This is a genomic window from Acinetobacter sp. YH12201, assembly GCF_013418145.1.
Taxonomy (GTDB): Bacteria; Pseudomonadota; Gammaproteobacteria; order Pseudomonadales; family Moraxellaceae; genus Acinetobacter.
In genome coordinates this window covers 1-2,664 of record NZ_VPCP01000155.1, presented here as the reverse complement: position 1 = coordinate 2,664, position 2,664 = coordinate 1, and the positions used below count along the sequence as shown (strand labels likewise).

Annotated in this window: 2 protein-coding genes and 3 pseudogenes; 2 read left to right on the top strand and 3 right to left on the bottom strand. The window is 41.7% G+C overall.

Going from position 1 to position 2,664, the window contains the following annotated elements:
• Nucleotides 1-126: 126 nt before the first annotated feature.
• A pseudogene (gene pgaD / locus FTU91_RS16110) lies at nt 127-471 on the top strand (poly-beta-1,6-N-acetyl-D-glucosamine biosynthesis protein PgaD); the annotation flags it as partial.
• 79 nt (nt 472-550) lie between these two features.
• On the opposite strand, the gene FTU91_RS16105 reads toward pgaD, so the two are convergent.
• Both FTU91_RS16105 and FTU91_RS16100 read right to left on the bottom strand, forming a co-directional pair.
• Nucleotides 551-1,501 carry a DMT family transporter gene (locus FTU91_RS16105; RefSeq protein ID WP_180082836.1) on the bottom strand — a complete coding sequence of 317 codons (951 nt, stop codon included), beginning with the start codon at nt 1,499-1,501 and terminating at the stop codon, nt 551-553.
• A 75-nt stretch (nt 1,502-1,576) separates the two neighbouring features.
• Nucleotides 1,577-1,720: a hypothetical protein gene (locus tag FTU91_RS16100; protein WP_180082835.1), complete on the bottom strand. Its 144-nt coding sequence runs from the start codon at nt 1,718-1,720 to the stop codon at nt 1,577-1,579.
• 375 nt (nt 1,721-2,095) lie between these two features.
• On the opposite strand from FTU91_RS16100, the pseudogene FTU91_RS16095 reads away from it, so the two are divergent.
• Nucleotides 2,096-2,421 (top strand): annotated as a pseudogene (locus FTU91_RS16095) (transposase); the annotation flags it as partial.
• Between the two features lie 14 nt (nt 2,422-2,435).
• Here FTU91_RS16095 and FTU91_RS16090 read toward each other — a convergent pair.
• A pseudogene (locus FTU91_RS16090) lies at nt 2,436-2,531 on the bottom strand (enoyl-CoA hydratase); the annotation flags it as partial.
• Nucleotides 2,532-2,664: the final 133 nt, after the last annotated feature.

The following is a 2,664-nucleotide window of genomic DNA, read 5'->3' as shown; positions in this document are numbered from 1 at the left end:
GTTAAAATGCTGTGCTGCTTTTCGCACAGACATTTTATCTCTAGCCATAATTTCTATGACTTTGTCTTTAAAATCTTTTGAATATCCCATGCTTCTATTGTTCTATATTTTTGAGTATTTGGCTATACCTCTACCGCCATGATGTGGGCGGTATGGCTGTTGTTATGGCGACCGTTGTTGATTGTGCTGGGGATTGTGAGCCTACAAAAACAGCATGTGTTGCATCAGCTTTTTTCTGCCTTTGGTTTGGGCATTGAACATGGCGTGAGTGCATTATTGGCCTGTGCTGTGGGCTTGCTGCTATGGGCAAATTTTGTTCCTGCAAAAACAGTAAAGACAAGCTCTGCCAAAAATATTGCCGATTATGGACAGCATTTTGGTTTGGCTGTGGAAGAAATCGAACAGGGACGCCAGCAAAAGGTCAGCGTGGTTCATCATGATGAACACGGCAAAATCATTCATATTGAATAACAGATTTTTATCTGTATCCAGAACCAAGAAAATCCCGGGTTGGCATCCAGCCCGGGATTTTTCTATTTTATTTTATCGGCTATTTGCCCGGTACGCGCAACGCATAGCAGGCTAAACCCATACACAGTAACAGCAGCCCCAGGATGAAATGTGAGCTGAGCAGTTCATGATTAAGCCATGTGCTCCACAGCGTGGCCAGTACGGGGCAAATGATGTTCATCATCATCAGTGTAGTGGGCTTGACTTTGTTCAGCAGCTGATAATAAAAAATCATTGCCAGTACAGATGAAAATACTGCGCTATAGACAATTGCGATAGCGGTATCTAACGACGGCAGCTCATCTGGCATGTCGGAGGAGAAAAAGGGCAGCAAGCTACAATAACCCAGCCATGACACAATCGTAGCACCGGTCATCTGACTGACCGGATGGATATTTGCAGCAACCGCACGCACAGCAAATGCAGAAAGTACATACAAAAGCATGGCCACGATTTCCAAACCAATGCCAAATCTATCTAATAACAGGTTTTGCTCGTTTAAGCCCAGTGCGAAATATAAGCCCAACATACCCAATAGCAAGCCCAGCCATTGATAGGCACTAAACTTTTCACTGCGAAAAATATAAATGGCCACTAAACCCGAGACAAAGGGAGCACTACCATAAATGATTGAAATCACCGTTGAAGGTACTCTGGATGCACCTATATAGCAGAAGGCCATGGAGGCAAACAGGCCGAGAGCACCCGCGGCATAGCTGAGCAAAGCTTGCGGGTGCATCGGTACTTTGACCTTGAAGTAGGCCTGACAGGCTAGTGCAATCGGTATGGCCAAGCTAAATCGGATAAATAAACCCCACGCCCAATGAATTTCATGCACTGTCCAGACGGCTGAAAGCGGAGTGAGTGACCAAATCAGCACAACAGTAATAAATTGACCGGCTGTAGCAAAGCGTGAGTTTGGGCTAAAAGGGGCTACAACCGGTTTGGACAGTGGTGTGGGGAATCCATTTTTATTGATCGGATGATTCATCAGCTTTTTCCTTGTTTTCAGGCAATAAAAAAGGCCGCTATTGAGGCGACCTTGGGGTATTTTTTGGTTAGTGATTTATTCTAAATCATCATCAGGGTACAGTTTCCAAGGCACCTCATGTAAAAACTCCACACGTCGTGAACTGGCCTGGTTGACCTGAAGATCCCAAGCGAGGCAAGTGACAAGCGTATATTGAGCAGATGAATAAATAGGGAACATGAGTAAAATTCCTTGGCATTCTTTTTTATAACATAAAATTTTAAAAATCGTATAATTTTTATTCAAATTGTTTATATAATATAAAAATAATAATTATTTATTCATGAGAGTGACGCTATGGTGAAAATACTCTTGGGGCTATGTGTTTGCATTGGACTGATTGTCCTTTGGAAAATATTTTTAAAAATTCAGATCAATCAACATTTACAGCAATTTAGAATTAAGCAGCTCGCCGATTTAATCAAACCCGATGCGACCTCGGCACAGCCCTTATCCACAGCACAAGCGCGGGTAGATGAGGTGGAAGAATATGAACAACAGCTGTTTGATGATGTCTGCCAGATATTTTTTGAACGCCATCTGACCGAACGCAACTTATTGGCAACTGTTTATGGAGATAGAGGTTATATTGGAAAATCAATAAAAACTAAATTATTAGAGCAAGATATTGATTTAATTACTTATCCTAGAAAGAATATGCGAGTAAGTCTATTGCCTTTTTCTGATGAATACCACTTGAGACAGCGAAAAAAATTGAAACGTTAATTGGCTTATTGAAAGAAAAATACCATTTAGTAAGCAGTAAACATCGGACTATTTCCGGTTTTCTAGCAGGCATATTTTCATCTTTATGTGCTTATCAACTCTGTCAGAAGAATAAGCCAAAAATTCATGTCGTTAGAAATTTAGCTTATCCGTAACTAGGGTTATTTAATTATCGGCCTTTAAATTCAGGGGCGCGGCGTTGCAGCATGGCCATGACACCTTCTTGTACATCCTGAGTTTTAAGCAATGGAGCCAGATGTTGCTGGAAATGGGCTTTGTTGCACAAACCTATCTGTAAAGGCTTTTTCAGCGATATAATTTTCAAATGAAGAAGCCTACACACAAAATCTACCGCACAACCAATTGGCCCGCATATAACCGAGCACTCATGAGTCGCG